Genomic DNA, 18,259 nt, shown 5'->3' on the forward strand with positions numbered 1-18,259 from the left:
TATGCCTTCCGCGATTCCTCTCGCGACTTACCGGCTTCAGCTCACCGCGGATTTCGACTTCGACAAGGCCGCCGCGGTGGTGCCTTATCTGAAGGCGCTCGGCATCACGCATCTCTACGCCTCGCCGGTGATGAAGGCGCGCAAGGGCTCGACCCATGGCTACGACATCGTCGATCACAGCCAGTTCAATCCCGAGCTTGGCGGCGAGGCCGGCTTTGCGCGGCTGAGCGACGCGCTCAAGCAGCACGATCTCGGCCTCATCATCGACTTCGTGCCGAACCATGTCGGCGTGCATTTTGCCGACAATCCCTGGTGGCTGGACGTATTGGAATGGGGGCAGGCCTCGCCGCATGCGGTCTCCTTCGATATCGACTGGGATCTGCTGCCTTACCGCGCCCGCGGCGGGGTGCTGCTGCCGATCCTCGGCTCGTCCTATGGCGAGGCGCTGGAGCGCGGCGAGATCGAGCTGCGCTACGACCCCGACGAGGGCAGTTTTTCCGCCTGGTATTTTGAACATCGCCTGCCGATCGCACCGGAGCGCTATGGCGAGATATTGCGGATGGTCGTGAAGGAGGCGGACGCTGCCGAGACCGCAGCCGGCAAACGCCTGCTCTCGCTCGCAGCCCGCTACACGGGCCTGCGGCGGCCGAACCGCAAGGAAGCGCCCGGCTTCAAGGCGGAGCTGAAGGATATCGCAGGTAGCGCCGACATCATCACCCACGGCCTCGCCGCCTATCGCACGGCGAAAGATCGCCCGGCGCAGACGCTGGCGTTGCACCATCTGCTGGAGCGGCAGAACTACAAGCTTGGCCATTGGCGGCTCGCCTCCAGCGACATCAACTATCGCCGCTTCTTCGACGTGAACGGGCTCGCCGGCCTGCGCGTCGAGGACGCGAGCACCTTCGCCGCCACGCACCGGCTGGTGAAGCAGCTCGTCACTGAGGGCAAGCTGCAGGGCATCCGCCTCGACCACATCGACGGCCTGCGCGATCCCGCGCAATATTGCCAGCGGCTGCGCCGGCTGGTGCGCGACGCACAGGGCAAAACAAAGCCGTTCTACACGGTGATCGAAAAGATCCTGTGCGAGCACGAGCGACTGCCGCACTTCGCCGGCGTCCAGGGCACCACCGGCTATGAGTGGATGAACGCCATCACCCAGGTGCTGGTCGACGCCAAGGGGCTGGAGGCGTTGGACGAGACCTGGCGGCAGATCAGCAACCGGCCGCCGCGACTCGCACCCTACGTCAAGGACGCCAAAAGGCGCGTGCTGGAGACGCTGCTGACCAGCGAATTCACCGTGCTGACGCGGCTGCTCGCGCGCATCGCCAATGGCCACTACTCGACCCGCGATTTTTCCGCCGACAGCTTGCGGCAGGCGCTGGAATTGTACGTGCTGCACTTCCCGGTCTATCGTACTTATTTGACTCACAGTGGCCCGACGGCGCTCGACCGAAAACTGATCGACGACACCATCGGGCGGGCCCGCACCGAATGGTTCGCTGCCGATGAAGGCATTTTCGATTTCCTGCGCGATGCGCTCACCATGGACCTGCTCAAGCCAGGTCGCCCGCCGCACAGCGCCCCACGTGTCCGTCGTTTCGCGCTGAAGGTGCAGCAGTTCACCGGGCCGATGATGGCGAAGTCGTTGGAGGACACGGCTTTCTATCAATTCCACCGGCTGCTGGCGCTGAACGAGGTCGGCGGCGATCCCGCGAGCCGCGGCCTCACCATTCCCGCCTTCCACGAGGCCATGCGGGCGCGCGCCAAGGAATGGCCGCAGGGGATGACGGCAACCGCCACCCACGACACCAAGCGCGGCGAGGATGCGCGTGCACGAATCGCGGCGCTCAGCGAAATTCCTGGCGAATGGACCAGCGCGGTTTCGCGCTGGAAGGTCCTGAACGCGCCGCACCTCGCGCTCCACGGCAATCTGCGCGCGCCGTCGGCGACGTTCGAATACATGCTCTACCAGACCCTGCTCGGCGCCTGGCCCCTCGAGGGGAGGGACGCCAGTTTCGTCGAGCGCATCCAGGCCTATGCGCTCAAGGCTGCGCGCGAGGGCAAGGAAGAGACGAGCTGGCTCAATCCGCATGAGGCGTATGAGAACGGCATCAAGGGCTTCATCGAGAAGATCCTGGATCCAGCGCTGTCAGGCGAATTCCTGCAGGCACTCCAGACTCTCGCCCGCCGCGTCGCGCTGCTCGGTGCGCTGAACTCGCTGAGCCAGCTCACGCTGAAGGCCACGCTGCCGGGCGTTCCCGATTTCTATCAGGGTACCGAACACTGGGACCTGTCGCTGGTCGATCCCGACAACCGCCGCCCGGTGGATTTTGCCTTGCGGCAGGCGGCGCTGGGTTCGTTGGAAACGCCGGACTGGCGTGGACTGATCAAGAGCTGGCCGGACGGCCAGCTCAAGCTCGCCTGGACGCGGCGCCTCCTCAAGCTGCGCAACGAACTCGCTGACGTCTTTGCACAGGGCCACTACCAGCCGCTCGAAGTCCGTGGCGCGCACGCCGACCATGTCATCGCCTTCTCGCGCCGGCATGGGCGTGCTATCGTGATCGTCGTGGCCGGACGTCAGTTCGCTCCCTTCACGCAAGCGGGGCGGGAATGGCCCACGCTCGAAGGCTTTGACGCAACCGTCGACATCAGCGGCTACACCGCGCCGAGCCTCGCGGGCAACGAATTGCCGCTCGCGCAGGCTTTCCGGGATTTTCCCGCTGCGGTCATCGAGGCCCGCGCGGCAAGCACCATCAGACCCCCGCGGCAACCCGCGCGCGCCTGACGCCTATTTTCCCTCGTCCTTGGTCAGCAGCAATTGCCCGCGCTTGCGGATCGTCGCCTGCGCCATCTCGGCAAAGCGTTGCAGCAGCCATGGCAGCACCACTTCGACCTTGACGTGGTCGTCGGCGACGTCGACCTGACCGGTCGCGATCTGCCCGAGCGCGCGGATGCGAAAACTCATGCTGTCGCCGCTCCAGCGCTCCTCCTCGACCTGCATCACGGGAATGCTCGCTGCGGCGCGGCCAAGCCCGGTCTTGAGCCGGCGCACCGCCTCCTCGCGGCCGAGACGATGCGGAATGGAAATAACAAGCGGTGCTGACATGGTGCCTGCCCTGTGATGACTGATCTTCACATAGTCATGCCGGCCAGACCTGCAAAGGTTCCAAGCAAGTTGGGACCGTTCGACCCGTTTCAAATCCGGAACTTTAAAACCTGCGGCAAGTTGCCTCCGCATAACGGGACAGGTGCAAACGACCCTTTCAACAAGGGCTGGAGGAGATTCGCATGTCTATCGGTACGATCATTCTGATCATTTTGGTCATCGCGCTGCTCGGCGGCTTCAGCGGCATTGGCGGCGGGCCGTTCTACGGCACCGGCTATTACGGCGGCGGCGGCCTCGGGCTCGTCATCGTCATCCTGCTGATCTTGCTGTTGCTGGGACGGATCTAGCGACGAGCACTTGTAGGGTGGGTTAGCCGAAGGCGTAACCCACCTCTTTTGCCTCTGAGGAAACAGAAGCGGTGGGTTACGCTTCGCTAACCCACCCTACTTTTCCCCGCCAGCTTCTTCACCGCCGCCTTGATCGATGAGGCGGCATCGTCATAGCCCTCCCACGCCTTCGATCGCGCCAGCAAGCCTGGCACCGTCCGCACTGTGTACTTCTTCGGATCGAGATCGCCCTTCACCTGCGCCCAGGTCAGCGGCATCGAGGTGGTTGCGCCATCGCGGGCGCGGGGCGATAGTGGCGCCACTGCGGTCGACATACGGTCGTTGCGCAGGTAATCCAAAAAAATCTTCCCGTTGCGCAGCTTCTTCGACATGTTGAGCAGATAGCGCTCGGGATCGTCATCGGCCATCCACTGGCAGACGCCCTGCGCGAACGCTTTTGCCTCCTTCCAACTCACCTTGTCGCGCGCGCCGTCGAGCAGCGGCACCACCACATGGAGGCCCTTGCCGCCGGTGGTCTTGCAAAAGCTCTCCATGCCAACGTCAGTGAGCCGCTGGCGCATCTCCTTCGCCGCTTCGACGACATCGGCGAACTTGACGTCCGGCGCGGGATCGAGGTCGAACACCAGCCGGCCCGGCGTGTCATAGGCATCGGGCGCGCAATTCCAGGGATGCAGCTCGACACCGCCGATCTGCGCGACCGCGGCCAGCCCTTCGATGCGGTCGATCTGGAGATACGGCTTGCGATCGCCGGACACTTTGGCGAGTTCGAGCAGGTTCGAGGTCCCCTGCATGGCATGACGCTGGAAGAATTTTTCACCGCCGATTCCGTCGGGCGCACGCAGGATCGAGCAGGGGCGGCCCTTGATATGTTCGATCATCCACTCGCCGACAGCTTCGAAATAGCGCGCGAGATCGAGCTTCGTGACGCCCTCGCCATCGCCGCCATCAGGCCATAGCTCCTTCTCCGGCTTGGAGATGACGACGCCCATCACCTCGGCGGTGCCGGCGCCCTTCGAGGGCTTGCTCGTCTTGGGCACGGCGCGCTTCCCGGCCGAAGGTTTGGCCAGTTCGGTATCCGCAGGCGTTTCCGCCTCGACCTCCTCGGCCGGCTTGTCCTGGCGCAGGCCCTTGAACGCGGCCTGGCGGATGTTGCCGTCGGCGGTGAAGCCGGCGAATTCGATCTCCGCGACGAGCTCGGGCTTCAGCCAGTGCACGTCGCGGGTCTTTTTGGGCGCATTCTTGCCGCCGAAAGGACTTTCCTTGGCCTCCACGGCTTTTAGCGACGGCATGATGCGTTTGACCGTGTCGGCGCCAAATCCGGTGCCGACCATCCCGACGAAGGCGAGATGGTCGTCGCGATGCACGCCGGCCATCAACGAGCGGAATTTACCATTGGTGGTCTTGTAGCCGCCGATCACGACCTCATGCCCGGCCCGGCACTTTGCCTTGGTCCAGCTCTCGGTACGGCCCGAGCGATACGGCGCATCGAGCTTCTTCGACACCACGCCCTCAAGCTCGAGCTTGCAGGCCGATTGCAGCACCGCGTCGCCACCGCTTACGAAATGCTCAACATAGCGGATCTGGCTGGATTTCTTCTTGCGTGCTTCAAGGAGCTCCTTGAGGCGCTCCTTGCGCTCGCCGAGCGGCAGACGGCGATAGTCGAGTCTCTCGGCAAACAGCAGGTCGAAGGCGAAGAAGATCAAATCCTCGGTCTTGCCGTCGGACAGCGCGGCCTGGAGCGATGAAAAATTCGGCGCGCCGTTGTGGTCGAGCGCGACGATCTCGCCGTCGATCAGCACCTCTGGCAGCGCACCGGCCTCCTTCGCAATCGAAGCGAACTTGTCGGTCCAGTCGAGGCCCTTGCGCGTCTTCACCGTCGCTTCGCCGTCCTGGACGCGAAGCTGGACGCGGTAGCCGTCGAACTTGATCTCGTGGCACCAGCCATCGGCCGCGGGCGGCCGCTCGACCGGCGTGCAGAGCTGTGGCGCGACGAAGTCCGGCATCTCCGAGACCGTCCTGGCCGTCGTCGCGGTCGTCGCCTTCCTTTTCGAAATTTTTCCGCTTTTCAACGCTGCGCGAGGCGCCGGCTTGACGGTCCGTCCTTTGGTCTCCTCGGCACGGTTGGACTGCCAGACCGCATCGGCCTTGCTCTTGGTGCCCTTTGCCAGCATGAACGGCTTTGGCGCGCGGCCCTTGCCGCCGGCAATCTGCTCCATAGCGCGGCCGGAGGCCACCGACTTGTCCTCCGCCAGGATATCCTCGTCCTCGCTGGCATATTCGTCGCGGTGCTTGATCAGCAGCCAATTGGTGCGCTTGCCGCCGCTGCGATCGTTGCGCATCCGCACCAGCACCCAGCTTCCGTGCAGCTTCTCGCCGTGCAGGGTGAACTTGAGGTCGCCCTTTTTGAAACCGGCTTCGGGATCATCGGATTCCCAGGTGCCGCGGTCCCATAGCATCACCGTGCCACCGCCATATTGGCCTTCGGGAATCGTCCCTTCGAAATCGCCATAGTCGAGCGGGTGGTCCTCAACCTCCACCGCCAGCCGCTTGTCGCGCGGATCGAGCGAGGGCCCCTTGGTCACTGCCCAGGACTTGAAGACGCCGTCGAATTCCAGGCGGAAATCGTAATGCAGCCGGGTCGCGTCATGCTTCTGGATCACGAACCGCCGCTGCTTGGACGATGCAACTGCAGCCTCGCCTGACGGCTCCGGCGTCTTCTCGAAATCGCGCTTCTGTCGATAGGTGGAAAGTTTTCGCAGCACGAGCGGTCCCGCATTCTCTAATCGCGTTGAAGCCTATCACGGCAAAAGTCCCACCCGGAACCAAAACCCTATGGGGCGGTTGGGGTTCCAAAACGCGTTGAAATCGCTGGAGAATAGAATGGCCCCGCGCGCCTATTGGAAGGGAACGTTGAAACTGTCGCTGGTCAGCTGCCCCGTCGCGCTCTATCCCGCGACCACGGCGGCCGAGAAGACGCGGTTTCACATGATCAACCGCGAGACCGGCAACCGGCTCAAGCAGCAGATGGTGGATGCCGAGACCGGCGACGTCGTCGAGAGCGACCAGAAGGGCCGCGGCTACGAGCTGCGCAAGGGCAAATATGTCGAGATCGAGCCGGAGGAGCTCGAGGCGGTGCAGATCGAGAGCAACCACACCATCGACATCGAGAGTTTTGTGCCGAGTGAGGAGATCGACCAGCGCTATCTCAACCACCCCTATTATATCGCCCCGGACGGCAAGGCTGCGGTCGATGCCTTTGCCGTGATCCGCGACGCCATGAAGGACCAGGACCGCGTCGCGCTCGCCAAGATCGTGCTGACCAACCGCGAGCACATCATCGCGATCGAGCCGCTCGGCAAGGGCCTGCTCGGCACCACGCTGCGCTTCCCTTACGAGCTGCGCGACGAAGACCGGTTCTTCGACGACATCAAGAGCCCGAAGATCACCAAGGACATGGTCGAGCTCGCCGGCCACATCCTGCACACCAAGGCGGCGCATTTCGACCCGAGCAAGTTCAAGGACGAGTATGAGACCGCGCTGAAGGCGCTGGTGAAGCGCAAGGCGAGCGGCAAGACAATCGAGCTGCCGGAGCCGGAGGAGCGGCCGAGCAACGTCGTCAGTCTGATGGATGCGTTGAAGCAGAGCCTGAAGGGACGTGGTGGGAAAAAGACGACGGCGAAGTCGCATGCGAGACGCGCCACAGGGCGGCACCGTACTGCGAAGAAGGCGCACCGGTCGACAGCGCGGCACAGGAAGGCGGGTTAGCTCGCCGGCGCGCGCTTTTCTCCTCATGGTGAGGAGGCGCGAAGCGCCGTCTCGAACCATGCAGGCCTCGCTGCTGCAGCCGGGCCTTCATCCTTCGAGACGCGCGTTCCGCGCTCCTCAGGATGAGGAGAGAAGCTAATCCCCCGCCTTCAGCCGATACCCGATTCCCGTCTCGGTCAGCACGTATTGCGGCCGTTCCGGATCGGCTTCGATCTTCTGGCGAAGCTGGCGAACATAGACGCGCAGATATTGCGCATCGGTCAGCTCGTCCCAGAGCTCCTTGAGCAGGAAGCGATGGGTCAGCACCTTGCCGGCGTGCTGGACCAGCACGCGCAGGAGCTCGTATTCCTTCGGCGACAATTTCACATCACGCTCGCCGAGCTTGACGATGCGGCGTACGAGATCGACGGAGAGATCGCCGGTGCGGAAGATCGGGCGCTCGCCCTGCACTTGAAGCTGGTGGCGCAACGCGGCACGCAAGCGCGCCAAAAGCTCGTCCATGCCAAACGGCTTGGTCAGATAATCATCGGCGCCGAGATCGAGTGCCTGCACCTTGCCGGCCTCGTCGCCGCGGCTCGACAGCACCACGATCGGCACGTTCTCATTGCGGGCACGGATGGTGCGCAGCAGCTCATGACCCTGGATGTCGGGCAGGCCGAGGTCGAGAATGATCAGCGCTGGCTCCTCCGTGAGCTTCTCCAGCGCGATCTTGCCGCTCGACGCCTCCAGAATCTCGTAGCCCTGCGTCGAAAGCCCCATCCGCAGCAATTTGCGGATCGGCGGCTCGTCGTCGATCACCAAAACCTTGATCGGGGCAGCACTCATGCGGCGGTGTCCAATGCTTTGGTCTGTGCCGGGACGGGCAGACGGATGGTGAGGACAGCGCCGCTCCGGTCACTGCGGTTGGCGGCCGCGATCGTGCCGCCCATCGCCTCGACGAAGCCGCGGGAGATGGCAAGTCCGAGCCCGGTGCCGGGACGAACATGATCGCCCTTCTGCACGCGATAGAACTTGTCGAACACGCTTTCGAGCTCGTCAGGCGGAATGCCGGCGCCCTCGTCGGCGATCTCCAGCACCACCTGATCACGCTCGCGCCGACTCTTGATCGCAATCATGGTCTCGGGCAGCGAGTATTTCGCGGCATTGTCGAGCAGGTTGAACAGCACCTGCTCGAACAGCACGGCATCGAGCTCGAGCATCGGCAGATCGGCGGCCAGAAACAGCTCGACCTCGTGCGCGGTCAGGATCTTTGATGCCCGCCGCAGCGCGCTGCCGACGATCTCGCCGAGATCGTGCAGCGCCGTGTTGGGCACGATGGCGCCGGACTCGAGCTTGGTCATGTCGAGCAGATTGGCGATGAAGCGGTTGAGCCGCTCCGATTCGTCAATCACCGTGGCGAGCAGATCGCGCTTCTCGGTGTCGGACAGCGCGCCGGCGAGATCGCGCATGGTCGAAGCCGCGCCCAGCACGGAAGCAAGTGGCGTCTTCAAATCGTGCGAGATCGAGGTCAACAGCGCCGAGCGCAGCCGCTCGGACTCGACGGTCCGCTTGACGCGGTCCATGTCCTCGACCAGCAGCACGCGCTCGATCGCGAGCGCCCCCTGATCCACCAGCGCATCCAGCAGCCGGCGCTGGTCCGGCGTCAGCAATGGACCAGTGCGGTCATTGTCGATACCAATCACGCCGATCGGGCCGCGCCCGGTGCGCATCGGCACGAACAGCCGCTTGGCACCCGGCAGCGTATCCGAACCGCGGCCGGCGGAGCGATCATTGCTCCAGGCCCAGTTGGCGGCGGCAAGATCGGCCTGGTCGAGCTGATCCTCCGGCGGATAGCCGGATTTCACCGTGAGCAGCCCGTCCTCCGGCAGCAGCAGGACCACGCGGACCTTCAGCATCAACGCGATTTGATAGGCCGAGGCCCACAGCACGTCGTCGAGCGTGGCGGTGCCGGCGAGCTTGCGGCTGAAGGCATAGAGCTGTTCTGTGGTCCTGATGCGACCGATCGCAGCGTCGGCCTGCGTGCGCACGCGCGCCGCGACGTTTGAGACCAGGATCGCGATCAGCATGAAGAAGAAGAACGCCGCAACGTTGGTCGGATCCGTAATGGTGAAAGTGTAGACCGGCGGCAGGAAGAAGAAATTATAGGCGAGCGAGGCTACGATGCTCGCGAGCAGCGACGGCCACAAGCCGTAGCGTACCGCGACAGCCACCACTGCGGTGAGCAGCACGAGGTCCACGTTCTCGATGCCGAACCGCGGCTGCAGCAGCACCGCGGCGCCGAGGCCGACCAGCACGATCCCGAGCGCCTTCAGATAGGGCAGCGGATTGAACGGTTCGGACCGCGCCGCGGTCTGCACCCCCGATTTGGGCGCCGCCTCGTCCGGCAGCTCGTCGCCGGGAATGACGTGAACGCTGATATTGCCGGCGCGGCGCACCAGATCGTGCACGACGGAGCCGCGCGTCATTTCGAACCAGCGCGAGCGCGTCGACTTTCCGATCACGATCTGGGTGACGTTGTTGCCTTGCGCGAAACTGATGACGTCATCGGCGATACGGCGGCCGACCGCGGGAATGGTCAGCGCCTCGCCGCCGAGCGACTCCGCAAGCCGCAACGTGTCGGCCAGCCGGTCGCGCTCCTGGTCCGAGAGCTGAAGCGAGCGCCGCGTCTCGATCGAGATCGCGGTGAACGGCGCATGCAGCCGGTCGGCCAGCCGCTTGGTGTAGCGCACGAGCCCGGCCGCGCGTGGATCCTCGCTGACGCAGACCAGGATGCGCTCCCCCGCTGCCCATGGGCCCGCGATCGCATTCGCCTGCATGTGGGTGAGCAGCTGCTCATCGACACATTCCGCCGTACGCCGCAGCGCGAGTTCGCGCAGCGCGGTCAGATTGCCCGGCGAGAAATAATGCTCCAACGCCCGCTCGGCCTGCTTGGGGACGTAGACCTTGCCCTCACGCAGGCGCTGGATCAGGTCGTCGGGCGTGAGGTCGATCAGCTCGATCGCATCGGCGCGGTCGAAGATCGAATCCGGCACGGTCTCGCGCACCCGCACATGGGTGATCTGCGCGACGACATCGTTCAGGCTCTCGATGTGCTGGATGTTGACGGCGGTGTAGACGTCGATGCCGTGGGAGAGCAGTTCCTCGACGTCAAGATAGCGCTTGGGGTGGCGGCTGCCGGCCGCATTGGTGTGGGCGAGCTCGTCGACCAATGTGATCTTCGGGCGCCGCGCGATCACGGCATCGAGGTCCAACTCCTCGACGATCTGGCCGCGGTATTCGAGCCGCTTGCGCGCGATCACCTCGAGCCCGCGCACCAGCGCCTCGGTCTCGGCGCGGCCATGGGTCTCGACGAAGCCGACCACGACATCGATGCCGGCCTTGCGCCTGGCATGGGCGCTCTGCAGCATCTCGTAGGTCTTGCCGACGCCGGGGGCGGCGCCGACGAAGATTTTCAGCTTGCCGCTCGCGCCCTCCTCCCGGCGCGCGGCTTCCAGCAGCGCCTCGGGAGACGGACGTTGTTCGGGATCGCGGCGGTGCTGAACCATCAAGCCAGTATAATCATCCGGGCATTCCCAGCCTAGAGCGCTACCGCGCGGACGCACGATCCAGTGCGAGGTTCAGGGCGAGAACGTTAACCCGGGGTTCGCCGAACAGGCCGAGCAGACGGCCCTGGGTATTGGAGGCGACGAGCATCTTCAGCGAATCCTCCGACACATTCCGCGCCTTGGCGACGCGCGGCACCTGGAATTGCGCCGCTTCCGGGGAAATGTCGGGATCGAGCCCGCTGGCCGAGGTCGTGACCAGGTCGACCGGAACGGCAGTGTTCGGGTTCTCGGCTTTCAGCCTGTCCACGTCCTCTTTCAGCCGGTCGGCCAGCGCCTTGCTGGTCGGGCCGAGATTGGAGCCACCCGAATTGGCGGCGTTGTAGGGCGCCGAAACCGTCTTGGTCGAATCATTCGGGTCCGGCGCCAGCGTCGCCGAGGGGCGGCCGTGGAAATATTTGTCGTCCTTGAACTCCTGGCCGATCAGGGCGGAGCCGATCACCTTGCCGTCCTTCTCGATCAGGCTGCCTTGCGCCTGTGCCGGAAAGATCGCGCCGGCAATGCCGGTCATGGCGAGCGGATAGGCCAGGCCCGTGATGGCGGTGAGCACCAGCAGGAGGACAATGGCGGGGCGGATTTCTCTGAGCATGTGTTTTCTCCAGTTTTTTCCGTCATTGCGAGGAGCGAAGCGACGAAGCAATCCAGGCTATCAGCCATAGAGGCACTTCTGGATTGCTTCGCTTCGCTCGCAATGACGGGGTTAAGCCAGGTGCAAGGCGGTCACGACGAGGTCGATTGCCTTGATGCCGATGAAGGGGATGACGATGCCGCCGAGGCCGTAGATCAGCAGATTGCGGCGAAGCAGGGCGCCGGCACCGACGGCGCGGTAGGCGACGCCCTTCAGCGCCAGCGGGATCAACCCGATGATGATCAACGCATTAAAGATGATCGCCGACAGGATGGCGCTCTGCGGGCTCGACAGGTTCATGACGTTGAGCACGCTGAGCTGGGGGTAGAACGCCAGGAACATCGCCGGGATGATCGCAAAATACTTCGCGACGTCGTTGGCGATCGAGAACGTCGTCAGCGCACCGCGCGTCATCAGCAGCTGCTTGCCGATCTCGACCACCTCGATCAGCTTGGTCGGGTTGGAATCGAGGTCGACCATGTTGCCGGCCTCGCGGGCGGCCTGGGTGCCGGTGTTCATGGCGACACCGACGTCGGCCTGCGCAAGCGCCGGAGCATCGTTGGTGCCGTCGCCGCACATCGCCACCAGCTTGCCCTTGGCCTGCTCGTCGCGGATCAGCTTGAGCTTGTCCTCGGGGGTGGCCTGCGCCAGGAAGTCGTCGACACCGGCTTCCGCCGCGATCGCGGCCGCCGTCATCGGGTTGTCGCCGGTGATCATGATGGTGCGGATGCCCATGCGGCGCAGCTCGGCGAAGCGCTCGCGGATGCCGCCTTTGACGATGTCCTTGAGCTGGACGACCCCGAGCAGCCTGCCGTCCTTGGCGACCGCGAGCGGCGTGCCGCCCGCCGTGGCGATCTCGTCGGCAATGGCGCTGATCTCGCGCGCGACGTCCGAGAGGGCAGCAGGCTGCATGGCCCGCGCCGTATTTCCCGACGCGACTGCCAGCGGCGCGCCGCCGTTGACGTAGTTGAGAACGGCATCGACCGCGCCCTTGCGCACCGACGAGCCGCCGGCATCGACGCCGCTCATGCGGGTCTGCGCCGTGAACGGAATGAAAGTGGCGCCAAGCTCGGCCACGTCGCGGCCGCGGATGCCGTACTTCTCCTTCGCCAGCACGACGATGGAACGGCCTTCCGGGGTTTCGTCGGCGAGCGAGGCGAGTTGGGCTGCGTCGGCCAGTTCCTGCTCGGTAACGCCACGGACTGGGCGGAACGCCGTCGCCTGGCGGTTGCCGAGCGTGATCGTACCGGTCTTGTCGAGCAGCAGCGTGTCGACGTCCCCGGCCGCCTCGACCGCGCGGCCGGACATCGCCAGCACGTTGAAGCGCACCAGGCGGTCCATGCCGGCGATGCCGATTGCCGAGAGCAGCGCGCCGATCGTGGTCGGGATCAGCGTCACGAACAGCGCGACCAGCACGATCACCGAGATCGAGCCGCCGGCATAGGCCGCATAGCTCGGAATGGTGACGGTGGCGAAAACGAAGATGATGGTGAGGCCGGCGAGCAGGATGTTGAGTGCGATCTCGTTCGGCGTCTTCTGCCGCTCAGCGCCCTCGACCAGCTTGATCATGCGATCGATGAAAGTCGAACCCTGGGCGGCCGTAATGCGCACACGGATCCAGTCGGACAGCACCTGTGTGCCGCCGGTCACCGCCGAGCGATCACCACCGGACTCACGAATAACCGGCGCCGATTCGCCGGTGATGGCGGCCTCGTTGACGGATGCGACACCCTCGATCACCTCGCCGTCGGACGGAATGGTATCGCCGGCCTCGACCAGCACAAGGTCGCCGACCTTGAGGCTGGTGCCAGGCACGAGCTTGAAGGTCCTGTCCGAACCAGTCAGGAGCTTGGCCTGGCTCTCGGTGCGGGTCTTGCGCAGCGATTCGGCCTGTGCCTTGCCGCGGCCTTCGGCCACCGCTTCGGCGAGGTTGGCGAACAGCACGGTGAACCAGAGCCAGAGGATGATCTGGAAGGTGAAGCCGAGATGCTCACCGCCGGTGAGGAGGTCGCGCAGGAAGATCACCGTGGTGAGCGCGGCCACGATCTCGACCACGAACATCACGGGATTCTTGATCATCAGCCGCGGATCGAGCTTGGCAAATGCCGCGCCAAAGGCCGGCACCACGATCTTGGGATCCAGCATCGCCGAAACCGGCATGCGCTTGTTGGATTTTTGGACTGATTCCATGGATGGTACTCCAAAAGAGCTCGATCAGAAGACGTTGCCGGCGTTCATCGCGAGATGCTCGACGATGGGGCCGAGCGCGAGCGCCGGGAAGAAGGTGAGGCCGCCCATGATCAGGATCACGCCGACAACCAGGCCGACGAAGAGCCCGCCGGTGGTCGGGAACGTGCCCATCGACAGCGGGATGGACTTCTTGGCGGCGAGCGAACCTGCGATCGCCATCGCCGGCACGATCATCAGAAAGCGGCCGACGAACATCGCGACACCGCCGGTAATGTTGTAAAACGGCGTATTCCCGGTGAGACCTGCGAAGGCCGAGCCGTTGTTGCCGGTCTGCGACGAATAGGCGTAGAGCACCTCCGAGAAGCCATGTGGTCCGGCATTGGCCATCGAGGCCACCGCCGGGGGCAGCACCACAGCGACCGCGGTCCACCCCAGCATCATCAGCGGCAGGATCAGGATGGCGAGCATCGCCATCTTGACCTCGCGCGCCTCGATCTTCTTGCCGACATATTCCGGCGTGCGGCCGACCATGAGTCCCGCGACGAAGATCGCGAGGATGACGAACAGCAGCATGCCGTACATGCCGGCGCCGACGCCACCGACGATGATCTCGCCGAGCTCGATATTGATCAGCGGGATCATGCCGCCGAGTGCGGTAAAGCTGTCATGCATGGCGTTGACGGCGCCGCAGGAGGCGGCCGTGGTGATCACGGCAAACAGCGATGATGCAACGATGCCGAAGCGGACCTCCTTGCCCTCCATGTTGCCGCCGGTCAGGCCGAGAGCCTGCAGGGTCGAGGTGCCCTGTGCTTCAGCCCAATAGCAGACGGCGACGCCGGCGATGAACAGCACGCCCATCACCGCGAGGATGGCCCAGCCCTGGCGCTGGTTGCCGACCATACGGCCGAACACGTTGGTCAGCGCCGCGCCGAGCACAAAGATCGACAGCATCTGCACGAAGTTTGACAGCGCGGTCGGGTTCTCGAACGGATGCGCCGCGTTGGCGTTGAAGAAGCCGCCGCCGTTGGTACCGAGCATCTTGATTGCGACCTGCGAGGCGACCGGGCCGACCGCGATGGTCTGCTTGGCGCCTTCGAGCGTCGTGGCCTCGACATAGTCGCCGAGCGTCTGCGGCATACCCTGGAAGACCAGGAACAGGGCGTAGACGACGCAGATCGGCAGCAGCACATAGAGCGTGCAGCGGGTAACATCGACCCAGAAATTGCCGACGGTGCGCATCGATGCGCGCGAGAAGCCGCGAATCAGGGCGACCGCGAGCGCGATGCCGGTGGCCGCCGACAGGAAGTTCTGGTGCGTCAGGCCGAGCATCTGCACGAGATACGACAGCGTGCTCTCGCCGCCGTAGTTCTGCCAATTGGTGTTGGTGATGAAGGATATTGCAGTGTTGAAGGAAAGATCCTCGGCGACCGCCGACTGGCCGGCCGGGTTGAAAGGCAACACGGCCTGCAAGCGCATCACGCCATAGATGATCAGGAATCCGCCGACATGGAACAGCAGCATGGCGACCGTGTAGGTCAGCCAATGCTGCTCGCGCTTCTCGTCGACGCCGGAGACCCAGTAAATGCCGGCCTCGACCGGACGCAGCACCGGGGAGAGAAACGTCTTCTCGCCATTGAACACACGCGTCATGTACCAGCCGAACGGCTTGGTCAGTGCGACGATGATGGCACAATAGAGAATGATCTGGAGCCAACCGATCACAGTCATGGAATCAACCCTTCAGGCTTTGTGTCCGGCGCAGAATCGGCAGGACCAGCGCAAGCAGGCCCGCGACGAGCACGGCGTCCGCCAGCAGCAATTCGAGAAGAAGCAGCACGGCTCAGAATCGCTCGGGCCGCAGCAGCGCGTAGGTAAGATACATCAGCAGGCCGAACGACACGGCGCCGGCGAGCGCATAATCAAAGATCATGGTCCGCTCCTTCAGAGCCGTTCGCAGGCATAGGTGTAGCCGATCGCAACGGCGAAGAAGCCGAAGCCCAGCGCCAGCATCAGAATGTCCATCATGGGATTGCTCCTCGTTGCGTCCCTCTCTCTCGGGAGCAACACTCTCTCGGGGACCCGGCGGAGCTCGTGGAGAGAAGCGCAACGCATTTCCACGGCCCCAAGCGGGACTTTTGACCGTGCTGAAGTGCCACCACGGACATAGATTTTCGAGATGAGGGCTATGGCGAAGTTATAGGAATCTCATAAAGGCTTGGCACGATGCTCACCCAATTCTCCGTCGTCGTCCCGGGACGACAGTGTGAGTGTGGCGCGCTCGGTGCCCCCCGCACACTTATGAAATCTTTATATCTCCTATCTGCTCCCCATCTCGTTTTCAAATGCCGTTCCAGCCATCCTGGAGACGCCGGCCGACTGACCGACGCCAAATCCAGGAGGCCCGACATGACCGCTGCTCTCCAACACTATGATCCGCTGTCACTCGGCGACCGCTTGCGCAATGCGCAGGTGATGACGCGGCCGTTGATGCTCGAGATCGTCGACAAGGCCTGTAGGCGCTTCCCATCATTCGGCCAGAGCGAACGCACGGCACGCGCCATGCGCCTGATCAACGCGGAGGCCTGGACCGATGCCGCGCTGGCGCTGATGGAGCTCGAGCTGCCGCTGTGGCAGGTCCGCCGGATCGCCTATGACGAGGGCGAATGGCACTGCGCGCTCTCGCGCAAACGCGAATTGCCGGATTGGCTCGACGCCGCGGTCGAAGGATGCCATGGCGACCTCGCGATCGCGCTGCTGTCGGCCTTCGTCGAGGTCCAGATACTCGCCGCGGAAGCCTCACGGCCGAGCGTTCCCAACGTGCGCCCCGCCCCGGATCCGCTCCATGAGCCGGTCGCCTGCGAGAATTTCAGCTGAGCGAACGCCGAGCCATATATGGCGCGCCTATACGACAGCGCCGCCGCCCGTCTCGCATTCCTATGCTGCGATGCTCATCATGAGACGCAGAGTGGGGCGACTGTTTTGTCGACCCACGGACAAGGATTTCTGACATGTCGATGCTGACACAGGGCTTGGAACAGCCCTTCAATTGGGCCGAACGCCCGGTACGGATCTCGAAGGCGCGCAAGGCCCAGCTCAAGCGCATCGCGCTGCGTGCACTGGCCGTGCTCTCGATGGGAAGCGTGCTCACTGCGCTGATCGCGCTGAAGACCGCAATCTATGTCTGGCACCTCCACGCCTGAGAGTACCGTCATGACCTTGCAAATGTGTGAGGAGGCCGCCATGGCCGCGATCGCCCTTCAAGCTGCTCATCGCCAACCGCGGCAGGTGCCGGCGGCGGAACTCAAGCCGCTCGATCCCGATGTGATCAGCGCCGCCATTCCTGCCTTCTTCATCGGCCGCAACAAGGCCGGCCTCTGGGTCGCCCGCGAGGCGCGCGGACGCATCGGCGGCCTGTTCCTGTTCAAGAGCTCGGCCGTCGACTTCGCCAACCGTCAAAGCGCGCCCGCGCGGTGCGCGCTGGTGTTTCCCACGGAGACCTTCGAGCTCGATATCGAGAACCGCGGCAATTCGCTGATCGTGCTGGCGGCACAAGCCAGGCGGCTCGTTGCACGCCTTGCCGCGAGGTAACGCGACATGATCGAGCTCAAGATCGCCATGCTGCTCGCGTTGATGGCTACGCTGCTGCTCGGCCTGCGCGTCATGGCGGCGGCCCCCGCATCGGACGGCTAGCATGCAGCCTCTCAGAGGAAATCTCGAGCATGCGGTGACCACGACGATCCTGATCATGACGTTGAGCCTGGTCTGGGGAGCGGTCCTGACGATCGTGATCACGCTCGCGGCGCGCGGGCTCGGAGTTTAGAGCCTCGGCACGACGATCGACCGCGAATTGATCATGGCTGCCTACGCGGCGAGCAACCGGGCGCGAACGGCGGTCGCACGGCCCGGCTAGGCCGCCTCGCGGTTTGCGAAAAACGCCCGGCCGATCTGGCGCAGTTTCACGGAACCGTGTAGATCGGTTTCATGAGCACAAGCAGCGTCAATGTCGTCGCCCACCCCCTGGTCCAGCACAAGCTTTCCCTGTTGCGGGAGAAGGACCGCTCGACCAAGAGCTTTCGCGAGATCCTGAACGAGATCGGGATGCTGCTCGGCTACGAGGTGACGCGCGACCTGCCGCTGGAGCTGGTCGAGATCGAGACGCCGATCTCGCCGATGCAGGCGCCAAAGATCGCCGGCAAGAAGCTCACGCTGGCGCCGATCCTGCGCGCCGGCGTCGGCTTCCTCGACGGCATGCTGGCGCTGATGCCCTCGGCCCGCATCGCCCATATCGGGCTCTATCGCGACCCCGAGACATTGCAGGCCGTGGAGTATTACTTCAAGGCGCCGCAGGACCTGTCCGACCGCACCGTGATCCTGATGGACCCGATGCTGGCGACGGGAAATTCGGCCTGCGCCGGCGCGTCCCTGCTCAAGGACCGCGGCGCCCGTGACATCCGCTTCGTCTGCCTCTTGGCGGCACCCGAAGGCATCGCGCAGTTCCAGAGCGAGCACCCCGACGTGCCGGTCTGGACCGCAGCGATCGACGAGCGGCTCAACGACCACGGCTACATCGTGCCGGGCCTGGGCGATGCCGGCGACCGGATGTTCGGCACCAAGTAGACAG

At 64.4% G+C, this 18,259-nt stretch carries 17 protein-coding genes; 8 read left to right on the forward strand and 9 right to left on the reverse strand.

Annotated features, from left to right (window positions below):
* The first annotated feature begins 1 nt into the window (after nucleotide 1).
* Entirely contained in the window at nucleotides 2–2,785 is a 2,784-nt protein-coding gene (gene treY / locus ACP2YP_RS31370) for a malto-oligosyltrehalose synthase (protein ID WP_426420080.1), read from the forward strand.
* Between the two features lie 3 nt (nucleotides 2,786–2,788).
* On the opposite strand, the gene ACP2YP_RS31375 is transcribed toward treY, so the two are convergent.
* The gene (locus tag ACP2YP_RS31375; RefSeq protein WP_426420081.1) at nucleotides 2,789–3,106 is read right to left on the reverse strand and encodes a polyhydroxyalkanoic acid system family protein; all 318 of its coding nucleotides are present in this window, start codon (nucleotides 3,104–3,106) and stop codon (nucleotides 2,789–2,791) included.
* A 182-nt stretch (nucleotides 3,107–3,288) separates the two neighbouring features.
* Here ACP2YP_RS31375 and ACP2YP_RS31380 point away from each other — a divergent pair, with 182 nt between their 5' ends.
* Nucleotides 3,289–3,453 carry a DUF3309 family protein gene (locus tag ACP2YP_RS31380; RefSeq protein WP_007595743.1) on the forward strand — a complete coding sequence of 55 codons (165 nt, stop codon included), beginning with the start codon at nucleotides 3,289–3,291 and terminating at the stop codon, nucleotides 3,451–3,453.
* Nucleotides 3,454–3,539: 86 nt separating this feature from the next.
* Here the strand turns inward: ACP2YP_RS31380 and ligD are convergent, their stop codons facing one another.
* Nucleotides 3,540–6,215: a DNA ligase D gene (ligD, locus tag ACP2YP_RS31385; protein ID WP_426420082.1), complete on the reverse strand. Its 2,676-nt coding sequence runs from the start codon at nucleotides 6,213–6,215 to the stop codon at nucleotides 3,540–3,542.
* A gap of 118 nt (nucleotides 6,216–6,333) precedes the next feature.
* On the opposite strand from ligD, the gene ACP2YP_RS31390 reads away from it, so the two are divergent.
* The gene (locus ACP2YP_RS31390; RefSeq protein ID WP_426420083.1) at nucleotides 6,334–7,218 is read left to right on the forward strand and encodes a Ku protein; all 885 of its coding nucleotides are present in this window, start codon (nucleotides 6,334–6,336) and stop codon (nucleotides 7,216–7,218) included.
* A 135-nt stretch (nucleotides 7,219–7,353) separates the two neighbouring features.
* On the opposite strand, the gene ACP2YP_RS31395 is transcribed toward ACP2YP_RS31390, so the two are convergent.
* The 7 genes from ACP2YP_RS31395 to ACP2YP_RS31425 form a co-directional block, all read right to left on the reverse strand.
* Nucleotides 7,354–8,043, reverse strand: coding sequence for a response regulator (locus ACP2YP_RS31395; protein ID WP_426420084.1), 690 nt, complete (start codon nucleotides 8,041–8,043; stop codon nucleotides 7,354–7,356).
* Nucleotides 8,040–10,763, reverse strand: a complete 2,724-nt coding sequence (locus ACP2YP_RS31400) for a DUF4118 domain-containing protein (protein ID WP_426420085.1) — start codon at nucleotides 10,761–10,763, stop codon at nucleotides 8,040–8,042. The genes ACP2YP_RS31395 and ACP2YP_RS31400 overlap by 4 nt, the downstream gene beginning before the upstream one ends.
* Before the next feature lie 40 nt (nucleotides 10,764–10,803).
* Complete coding sequence (locus ACP2YP_RS31405; protein ID WP_426420086.1) at nucleotides 10,804–11,409, reverse strand: K(+)-transporting ATPase subunit C; 606 nt, start codon at nucleotides 11,407–11,409, stop codon at nucleotides 10,804–10,806.
* A gap of 111 nt (nucleotides 11,410–11,520) precedes the next feature.
* Nucleotides 11,521–13,638 carry a potassium-transporting ATPase subunit KdpB gene (gene kdpB / locus ACP2YP_RS31410; protein WP_426420087.1) on the reverse strand — a complete coding sequence of 706 codons (2,118 nt, stop codon included), beginning with the start codon at nucleotides 13,636–13,638 and terminating at the stop codon, nucleotides 11,521–11,523.
* A gap of 24 nt (nucleotides 13,639–13,662) precedes the next feature.
* Nucleotides 13,663–15,366, reverse strand: coding sequence for a potassium-transporting ATPase subunit KdpA (gene kdpA, locus ACP2YP_RS31415; protein WP_426420088.1), 1,704 nt, complete (start codon nucleotides 15,364–15,366; stop codon nucleotides 13,663–13,665).
* Between the two features lie 112 nt (nucleotides 15,367–15,478).
* The gene (locus ACP2YP_RS31420; RefSeq protein ID WP_091879689.1) at nucleotides 15,479–15,568 is read right to left on the reverse strand and encodes a K(+)-transporting ATPase subunit F; all 90 of its coding nucleotides are present in this window, start codon (nucleotides 15,566–15,568) and stop codon (nucleotides 15,479–15,481) included.
* An 11-nt stretch (nucleotides 15,569–15,579) separates the two neighbouring features.
* Nucleotides 15,580–15,702 carry a hypothetical protein gene (locus ACP2YP_RS31425; RefSeq protein ID WP_426420089.1) on the reverse strand — a complete coding sequence of 41 codons (123 nt, stop codon included), beginning with the start codon at nucleotides 15,700–15,702 and terminating at the stop codon, nucleotides 15,580–15,582.
* Nucleotides 15,703–16,044: 342 nt separating this feature from the next.
* Here ACP2YP_RS31425 and ACP2YP_RS31430 point away from each other — a divergent pair, with 342 nt between their 5' ends.
* The 5 genes from ACP2YP_RS31430 to upp all read left to right on the forward strand — a co-directional run bounded on the left by ACP2YP_RS31430 (nucleotide 16,045) and on the right by upp (nucleotide 18,255).
* Complete coding sequence (locus ACP2YP_RS31430) at nucleotides 16,045–16,512, forward strand: hypothetical protein (RefSeq protein WP_426420090.1); 468 nt, start codon at nucleotides 16,045–16,047, stop codon at nucleotides 16,510–16,512.
* A gap of 134 nt (nucleotides 16,513–16,646) precedes the next feature.
* A complete protein-coding gene (locus ACP2YP_RS31435) occupies nucleotides 16,647–16,838 on the forward strand; it encodes a hypothetical protein (RefSeq protein ID WP_426420091.1) in 192 nt (63 codons plus the stop codon).
* A gap of 10 nt (nucleotides 16,839–16,848) precedes the next feature.
* Nucleotides 16,849–17,226 (forward strand): hypothetical protein, encoded by a 378-nt coding sequence (locus ACP2YP_RS31440; protein ID WP_426420092.1) that lies wholly within the window; start codon nucleotides 16,849–16,851, stop codon nucleotides 17,224–17,226.
* Between the two features lie 103 nt (nucleotides 17,227–17,329).
* On the forward strand, nucleotides 17,330–17,458 hold the full coding sequence (locus tag ACP2YP_RS31445; protein ID WP_426420093.1) for a hypothetical protein: 129 nt from the start codon (nucleotides 17,330–17,332) through the stop codon (nucleotides 17,456–17,458).
* Between the two features lie 161 nt (nucleotides 17,459–17,619).
* Nucleotides 17,620–18,255 carry a uracil phosphoribosyltransferase gene (gene upp, locus ACP2YP_RS31450; protein ID WP_426420094.1) on the forward strand — a complete coding sequence of 212 codons (636 nt, stop codon included), beginning with the start codon at nucleotides 17,620–17,622 and terminating at the stop codon, nucleotides 18,253–18,255.
* Nucleotides 18,256–18,259: the final 4 nt, after the last annotated feature.

It is taken from the genome of Bradyrhizobium genosp. A, assembly GCF_049949275.1.
In the GTDB taxonomy this organism is placed as follows: domain Bacteria; phylum Pseudomonadota; class Alphaproteobacteria; order Rhizobiales; family Xanthobacteraceae; genus Bradyrhizobium.

Excerpts from the sequence above, each read along its gene's own strand:
- treY (WP_426420080.1), top strand. The coding sequence starts at position 2 with ATGCCTTCCGCGATTCCTCTCGCGACTTACCGGCTTCAGCTCACCGCG.
- ACP2YP_RS31375 (WP_426420081.1), bottom strand. The coding sequence starts at position 3,106 with ATGTCAGCACCGCTTGTTATTTCCATTCCGCATCGTCTCGGCCGCGAG.
- ACP2YP_RS31380 (WP_007595743.1), top strand. The coding sequence starts at position 3,289 with ATGTCTATCGGTACGATCATTCTGATCATTTTGGTCATCGCGCTGCTC.
- ACP2YP_RS31390 (WP_426420083.1), top strand. The coding sequence starts at position 6,334 with ATGGCCCCGCGCGCCTATTGGAAGGGAACGTTGAAACTGTCGCTGGTC.
- ACP2YP_RS31395 (WP_426420084.1), bottom strand. The coding sequence starts at position 8,043 with ATGAGTGCTGCCCCGATCAAGGTTTTGGTGATCGACGACGAGCCGCCG.
- ACP2YP_RS31400 (WP_426420085.1), bottom strand. The coding sequence starts at position 10,763 with ATGGTTCAGCACCGCCGCGATCCCGAACAACGTCCGTCTCCCGAGGCG.
- ACP2YP_RS31405 (WP_426420086.1), bottom strand. The coding sequence starts at position 11,409 with ATGCTCAGAGAAATCCGCCCCGCCATTGTCCTCCTGCTGGTGCTCACC.
- kdpB (WP_426420087.1), bottom strand. The coding sequence starts at position 13,638 with ATGGAATCAGTCCAAAAATCCAACAAGCGCATGCCGGTTTCGGCGATG.
- kdpA (WP_426420088.1), bottom strand. The coding sequence starts at position 15,366 with ATGACTGTGATCGGTTGGCTCCAGATCATTCTCTATTGTGCCATCATC.
- ACP2YP_RS31420 (WP_091879689.1), bottom strand. The coding sequence starts at position 15,568 with ATGATCTTTGATTATGCGCTCGCCGGCGCCGTGTCGTTCGGCCTGCTG.
- ACP2YP_RS31430 (WP_426420090.1), top strand. The coding sequence starts at position 16,045 with ATGACCGCTGCTCTCCAACACTATGATCCGCTGTCACTCGGCGACCGC.
- ACP2YP_RS31435 (WP_426420091.1), top strand. The coding sequence starts at position 16,647 with ATGTCGATGCTGACACAGGGCTTGGAACAGCCCTTCAATTGGGCCGAA.
- ACP2YP_RS31440 (WP_426420092.1), top strand. The coding sequence starts at position 16,849 with ATGACCTTGCAAATGTGTGAGGAGGCCGCCATGGCCGCGATCGCCCTT.
- ACP2YP_RS31445 (WP_426420093.1), top strand. The coding sequence starts at position 17,330 with ATGCAGCCTCTCAGAGGAAATCTCGAGCATGCGGTGACCACGACGATC.
- upp (WP_426420094.1), top strand. The coding sequence starts at position 17,620 with ATGAGCACAAGCAGCGTCAATGTCGTCGCCCACCCCCTGGTCCAGCAC.